2 protein-coding genes are annotated in these 7672 nt (G+C 50.9%); both read left to right on the top strand.

Translation table 11 applies throughout. From position 1 onward, the window contains the following. Positions 1-135 precede the first annotated feature (135 nt). On the top strand, positions 136-291 hold the full coding sequence (locus tag ACGF49_RS18800; RefSeq protein ID WP_271859555.1) for a hypothetical protein: 156 nt from the start codon (positions 136-138) through the stop codon (positions 289-291). A 485-nt stretch (positions 292-776) separates the two neighbouring features. Continuing rightward, positions 777-7655: an amino acid adenylation domain-containing protein gene (locus ACGF49_RS18795; RefSeq protein WP_334223449.1), complete on the top strand. Its 6879-nt coding sequence runs from the start codon at positions 777-779 to the stop codon at positions 7653-7655. The last annotated feature ends 17 nt before the right edge of the window (positions 7656-7672 follow it).

Below are 7672 nucleotides of genomic sequence, written 5' to 3'. Positions count from 1 at the left end.
TTGTTTAGAGGTAATTGTTTATACTCTATGGATTTCAAGTTGCATCGCGACGGCAAGGGAACGAATCCCCGGGAGCATAGATAACGATGTGACCGGGGTGAGTGAGTGCAGCCAACTAAAGAGGCAGCTTGAAAGATGACGGGTATATACCCTATGGATTTCAAGATGCATCGCGACGGCAAGGGAGCGAATCCCCGGGAGCATAGAGAACTATGTGACCGGGGTGAGTGCAGCCAACAAAGAGGCAACTTGAAAGATGACGGATATATGTTGGGAGGAGTATGTAATTGAATAATATTAAGCTTTATCCCAGTTTGCACCAGGTGTTGGTAAATATCGCTTGGCGTCAGAAAAATAACATCACAAAACGATCTAATTTGAATACATCTCGTTACAATCAATATCTTATTGGGTTAATTATTATATATGTCACATTATTTTATTATTGTGAAATAATATGTGGTGATATTAATTGTACGTTGTAATGTTTCTTTACGGTAATTGAATATAATAATGTCCTTAATAGGAACAAGGATAGGGTGTTTTATTTTTTTTAATTAAGATTGATTATTTGTTCGGTTATTAGGGGAATTAGCATAAAAAATGACTAATTGGTCATTGTTAATCGAGCGATGGCACGGTTTTTTAATATTTTGAATTGATGTTGGATACGTCCGTATTTATTTTTTTTGGGGTAAGAAGTAAGAAAGAAATATTGGTGATGGCTGTCGGGTATGACAGTTTTCAAATTTCTAACAAATTCGTTGAGGTAATAGATGAAAGGTAACATTGCTACAGATGGAAATGTTCTTAAAGACGAAGTCCTCTCTCAGATGTCATGTGAAAATATAACTCATAATAAGTATGATACATCGATTCCATCACGAGAATGTGTTGTGGTAGGAGGAACAACCCTGGCGGTGTTTTGCGCCGAGCAAATTCTGGCGGCTGGACATACCATACAAGCAGTGCTACCTACTGATACTGTTCTACAAACGTGGGCTGCCCAGCAAGGGATTGCTTGTGTGAACTCGGTTGATGCATTACAGGAACAAATCACATTACAGCCTGTCGATTGGCTTTTCTCAATCGTCAACCCAATCATCCTGCCGATGTCGCTCATTGAACAAATTCGTGGCGGGGCTTTTAATTATCATAATAGTCCCCTGCCACGCTATGCGGGCAGTCATGCAACCTCTTGGGCGTTGTTAGCGAGGGAAACACATTACGCTATCTCCTGGCACTGTATTGAAGGCGGTGTGGATGTCGGCGATATTGCCGTGCAATGGCCGGTATCGATTGAAGAACAGGATAATGCTTTCTCGTTGAATCTGAAATGTTACCAAGCTGCTCAGAAAGGATTTGTTGAACTACTGAAGAATCTGGGGCGCGACGCACTGGTGACTTACCTTCAGGATCTTTCGCAACGGAGTTTTTATGCTCAGTCACGTCGCCCCGACTGGGGGGGATATTTATGTTGGGAGCAGTCGGGAGAAGTTCTGTCAGCTTTAGTGCGGGCATTAGATTTTGGGGAGAATTATTTAAATCCATTGGGTTGCCCGAAACTGTTACTGAGGCAGGGCCCGGTACAAATTTCCTGGCTTCAGCGGTTGAACACGTGCTCTGAGGGGGGACCCGGTACGTTGATTAGTGTGGAGGAGGATGCCTGGCAGGTGACGACTGGTAGTGAGGATGTGCAGATTGGGGGATTCGCCACCCTTGAAGGTCATTTGTTGTCTGCCAGAGAACTTGCCGATATATCGGAACTTAGGCCAGGCAAACAGCTTCCTTTGCTCTCCTCACAACAAGCGCAGAATGTAAAAAATACCCTTCAAACACTCGCACCCAGTGAACCATTTTGGTATGAGCGTCTTGCCTCGTTGCAACCACTCCAGTTGCCTTTTGAAATGATGGGGAAACAAGCAGAACCCCGATGGGGAATCAGCCCTTGGCAGCCTCCATGGCTAAAAAATGCTGGAGAAGATCCATTACAGACACTGTTGCAGGTATTCGTTATCTATCTTGCGCGCTTGACTCAGCAGACTGAACTCCAAATCGGCTGGTGTGTGGATGGGGCAGAAGATAAACCAAATATATTGACCGGGTTGTCATCGGTGGTGCCGATGGTTGTTGAGGTGGCGTTTGATAAGCCGTGGTCTGTGGCAGCTGACTGGATTGATAACGAGCTTGTCCGATTGGCGCGGCACCGCACATTTAGTCGTGATCTTCTTTCCCGTTCTCCTTCACTGCGGTCTATCCCGGCATTAAGAACAAGCCGACCGTGGCAGATCGCCATTTCTGTGATACAGGATGACAAACCCTGTGATCAGACGGTAGCCGGCGAATTATTGACGTTCCAGATAAATTCGCAGGGCGGTTTTCGTTGGATCTATGATGAAAATCGCCTGAGCCAAGAAGTTATTCTGCGGATGAATGAACATTTGCAGGTGCTGGCGTCATCAAAAAGGATGAGTGATGAAACCCCCGTGGGGCAGCTTAATTTGTTGCCTGAGGCTGAACGTAGGTTGTTGCTGGAGACCTGGAACGTTACTAAAACCACGTATCCTGAGGCGTTATGCATTCATCAGTTGTTTGAACAACAGGTGGAGAAAACCCCAGAGGCAATGGCACTGATAGCGGGAGATAAAACTTTCAGTTATATGGAACTGAATACCCGCGCCAATCGGTTAGCTCGTCAGCTCATTGAACTGGGGGTGTGTCCCGGTGATCATGTTGCGTTTCTGCTAGCGCGTTCGATGGAACTGGTCGTGGCACAATTGGCGATTCTCAAAGCCGGTGCTGTTTACGTGCCGATAGATCCCAGTGTGCCGGATGAACGGAAAAACTGGTTGATAAGTGATTGTTCCGCCAAATTGCTGCTCGCCGATACACAGGCGGATATTCCGACTAACCTGGCTGTGCCGCTGCTTCGTCTCTCGGATGAGACAGACTCGGGCGGCGAAGAAGATCGCATCAATCCTGACTTACCGCGTTCCAGCGCCGAGTTAGCGTATATCATGTACACCTCCGGTTCTACCGGGACACCCAAAGGAGTTTTGGTGCCGCATCGTGCGGTAGTCCGGCTGGTTATCAATAATGGCTATGCTGAAATCGGACCAGATGATCGGGTGGTTTTTGCCGCTAATCCGGCGTTTGATGCCAGCACGTTTGAAGTCTGGGCGCCGTTGCTGAATGGTGGCGCATTAGTGGTTGTTGATCACGCCACTTTGCTGACGCCGCAGGCGTTTGTACAAGCTTTACAAATTCAGCAAATAACGATTTTGTGGTTGAGTGTCGGGTTGTTTAACCGGCTGGCAGCAGAACTGTCACCGGTTTTGCCGCAGATAAAGCTTCTGATTGTCGGCGGAGATGCCCTTGATCCCCATGTTATCGGTCAGGTACTGAACACCAGTCCGCCGCAACAGCTATTAAATGGCTATGGGCCAAGTGAAGGCACCACCTTTACGGCAACATATCGAATCAATGCAGTCGCACCGGGAGCGACCAATATCCCGATCGGTCGACCGGTAGCCAACACGCGGGTTTATCTGCTGGATGCCTATGGTCAGCCGGTGCCGTTAGGGGGGGTCGGAGAGATTTATGTGGGTGGAGATGGGGTGGCCTGTGGTTATCTTAATCGGCCTGAATTGACCGCCGAGCATTTCCTTACCGATCCGTTCAGTGATAACCCGGATGCTCGCCTGTACCGTACTGGAGATTTGGCGCGTTATCTGCCCGACGGCAATCTGGAATTCTTGGGCCGAAACGATCAGCAGGTTAAAATCCGCGGCTTCCGCGTTGAACTGGGGGAAATTGAAGCCCGGTTAGCAGAGCACCCAGCGGTGCGTGAAGCGGTGGTGTTGGTACGAGGGGAAGGGCAGGATAAACGGCTGGTGGCCTATGTGGTGGCGGAAGCCCATGACGGGCTGGCGAACAGTCTGCGTGCTCATCTGCAAGCTATTTTGCCTGACTATATGGTGCCGTCAGCCTTTGTGCGGCTGGATGCGTTTCCGTTAACGCCGAACGGTAAATTGGATCGTCGTGCACTACCGGCGCCTGACAGTGAAGCCTTTGCCCGTCAGACTTACGAAGCGCCTCAGGGAGAAACAGAAATTGCGCTGGCGGCGATTTGGCGTGAATTACTGGGAATTGAGCAGATAAGCCGGTATGACAGCTTTTTTGCTCTGGGTGGTCATTCGCTACTCGCGATACGGGTGGTTGAACGCCTGCGTCACTTGGGATTGACACTGACGGCGCGTGATCTGTTCCAATCGCCGGTGCTGTCAGATCTGGCTCAAACGTTGGGACAGCATCAGGCTGTGATCGTACCGCCTAACGTTATTACGCCAGCAACTACGGCCCTGACTCCGGCGATGTTGCCGCTGATTGATTTGACTCAGGCTGACATTGACCGCATCGTCGGGCAGGTGCCGAGCGGGATCGCTAATATTCAGGATATCTATGCTCTGTCGCCGTTGCAGGACGGTATTTTGTTCCACCACTTACTGGCAAACGAAGGCGACCCATATCTGTTGACAGGACTGATGGCCTTTGCTGATCGGGCGCTGTTGGATCGTTATCTGGCGGTGGTTCAACAGGTGGTTGATCGCCACGATATCCTGCGTACCGCTTTTATCTGGCAAGGATTGTCAGTGCCGGCACAGGTGGTCTGGCGTCAGGCCACTTTATCGGTGACTGAACTGACATTAAACCCGGTTGATGGTCCGGTCAGTGAGCAGTTAATCCGGCAGTTTGATCCGCGTCATCATCGTCTCGACCTGAACGAAGCGCCGTTATTGCGTTTTGTGGTGGCGCAGGAAACCGATGGCCGTTGGATACTGCTGCAATTGCTGCATCACCTGATTGGCGACCATGAAACGATGGAAGTGATGCACCGCGAAGTCCAGACATATCTAATGGGTCAGGAGGAGGGCCTGCCTGTTCCGGTACCTTTCCGCAATCTGGTGGCTCAGGCCCGACTGGGGGTGAGTCAGGAGGAACATACTCGCTTCTTTACCGAGATGCTGGCAGACGTTGATGAACCGACGCTGCCATTTGGGTTGACAGAGGTGCACCGCGACGGCTCACAGGTGACGGAATCCCACCGGATGTTGGCACCTGAGTTGAATACCCGTCTGCGTGGTCAGGCTCGGCGTTTAGGGGTCAGTCTGGCGGCATTGTGTCATTTGGCTTGGGCACAGGTGTTGTCGCGTACCAGTGGTCAGGAACAAGTGGTGTTCGGCACCGTGCTGTTTGGGCGTATGCAGGCAGCAGATGGCGCCGACAACGGCATGGGGTTATTTATTAATACCTTGCCATTGCGGTTGGATATCGATGAAACCCCGGTACGGGCAAGTGTACAGGCTGCCCATGCCCGATTGGCCGGATTATTAGCGCATGAGCATGCGTCATTGGCGCTGGCTCAGCGGTGCAGCGGGGTTGCCAGCGGTACGCCACTCTTTAGTGCCCTGCTGAACTATCGGCATAATGCTTTATCGGCAGCATCAGATGAACTGATTGGCGGTATTGAATTCCTTGGCATACAGGAGCGAACTAACTACCCGTTAGTGCTGTCGGTGGAGGATTTTGGCGATGCACTGGGACTGACCGCGCAGGTCGTGCAACCGTTTGAATCGGAACGGGTATGCGGCTATATGCAACAGACGCTGGAAAGTCTGGTGGAGGCCCTTGAGCAAGCCCCGGATATGGCTGTTCGGGCATTGGAAATCCTGCCGGAAGCGGAACATACGTTGTTGTTAAAAACTTGGAACGCCACAGAAACCGCCTATCCTGAAGCGTTATGTATTCATCAGTTGTTTGAACAGCAGGTGGAGAAAACGCCTGATGCGATAGCATTAGTGTATGAAGAACAGACCCTCAGTTATGACGAATTAAATGCCCGCGCTAACCGGTTGGCTCGTCAGCTCATCGAACAAGGGGTATGTCCCGGTGATCATGTCGCGCTTTTGCTCGCTCGATCAGTAGAACTGGTGATGGCCCAGTTGGCAATTCTTAAAGCCGGCGCTGTTTACGTGCCGATAGATCCCAATGTGCCGGATGAGCGGAAAAACTGGCTAATAAGTGATTGTGCAGCCAAGTTACTGCTCACCGATACGCGGGTGGATATTCCGGCGGATATGGCTGTGCCGCTGTTTCGTCTCTCAGATGAGACAGATACGGACAACGAGGAAGATCGCCTTAACCTTGACTTACCGCGTTCCAGCACTGAGTTAGCGTATATCATGTACACCTCTGGCTCTACCGGGATACCTAAAGGCGTATTGGTGCCGCATCGTGCGGTGGTCCGGCTGGTGATCAACAATGGCTATGCTGAAATCGAACCCGATGACCGAGTGGCCTTTGCCGCTAACCCGGCTTTCGATGCCAGCACGTTTGAAGTCTGGGCGCCGTTGCTTAATGGTGGCGCGTTAGTGGTTGTTGATCACGCCACTTTGCTGACGCCGCCAGAATTTGTACAGGTTTTACAAGTTCAGCGAATTACTGTTCTGTGGTTGAGCGTCGGATTGTTCAACCAGCTAGCAGAGGAATTGTCTCCTGTTTTGCCGCAGATAAGGCTCCTGATTGTCGGCGGAGATGCCCTTGATCCGCATGTCATCGGTCAGGTATTGCGCACCAGTCCGCCACAGCAGCTATTAAATGGTTATGGGCCGAGTGAAGGCACCACCTTTACGACCACATACCGTATCAATGCAGTCGCACCGGGAGCGACCAACATCCCGATTGGCCGACCGGTAGCCAACACGCGGGTTTATCTATTGGATACTTATGGTCAGCCGGTGCCGCTGGGGGTGGTCGGAGAGATTTATGTAGGTGGAGATGGGGTGGCTTGTGGTTATCTTAATCGGCCTGAATTGACCGCCGAGTGTTTCCTTGTCGATCCGTTCAGTGATAACCCGGATGCCCGTATGTACCGCACCGGAGATTTGGCGCGTTATCTGCCGGACGGCAATCTGGAGTTCTTGGGCCGTAATGATCAGCAGGTTAAAATCCGCGGTTTCCGCATTGAACCAAAGGAAATTGAGGCCCGGTTAGCCGATCACCCAACGGTGCGTGAAGTGGCGGTGTTGGTACAGGGGGAAGGTCAGAATAAACGGCTGGTGGCCTATGTGGTGGAATCAGAGGATAACGGGCTGGTGGACAGCCTGCATACTCACCTGAGTACTATTTTACCTGACTATATGGTGCCAACGGCCTTTGTGCGGATGGATGCTTTTCCGTTGACGCCAAACGGTAAGTTGGATCATCGGGCGTTACCGGCGCCGGACAATGAAATTGTTGCCCGTCAGGTTTACGCTGAGCCCCAGGGAGAAACAGAAATAGCGCTGGCGGCGATTTGGCGTGAATTATTGGGCATTGAGCAAATAAGTCGGTATGACAGCTTTTTTGCCTTGGGTGGTCATTCGTTGCTCGCTGTACGCATGATTGGACGCTTGCGTCACTTGGGATTGACACTGACGGCGCGTGATCTGTTCCAGTCGCCGGTGCTGTCAGATCTGGCGCAAACATTAGGACAGCATCAGGCTGTGAAAGTGCCGCCTAACGTCATTATGCCAGCAACCACAGAGTTGACGCCGGCAATGTTGCCGCTGATTGATTTGACTCAGGCTGATATTGACCGCATCGTATTGATTTGAGGGAAGCACCGCTATTA

This window comes from Photorhabdus sp. RM96S (assembly GCF_042879335.1).
Taxonomy (GTDB): domain Bacteria; phylum Pseudomonadota; class Gammaproteobacteria; order Enterobacterales; family Enterobacteriaceae; genus Photorhabdus; species Photorhabdus kayaii.
Note: the sequence above shows the minus strand (reverse complement) of the source record. Positions and strands in the feature narration are given on the sequence as shown.

Excerpts from the sequence above, each read along its gene's own strand:
- ACGF49_RS18795 (WP_334223449.1), top strand. The coding sequence starts at position 777 with ATGAAAGGTAACATTGCTACAGATGGAAATGTTCTTAAAGACGAAGTC.
- ACGF49_RS18800 (WP_271859555.1), top strand. The coding sequence starts at position 136 with ATGACGGGTATATACCCTATGGATTTCAAGATGCATCGCGACGGCAAG.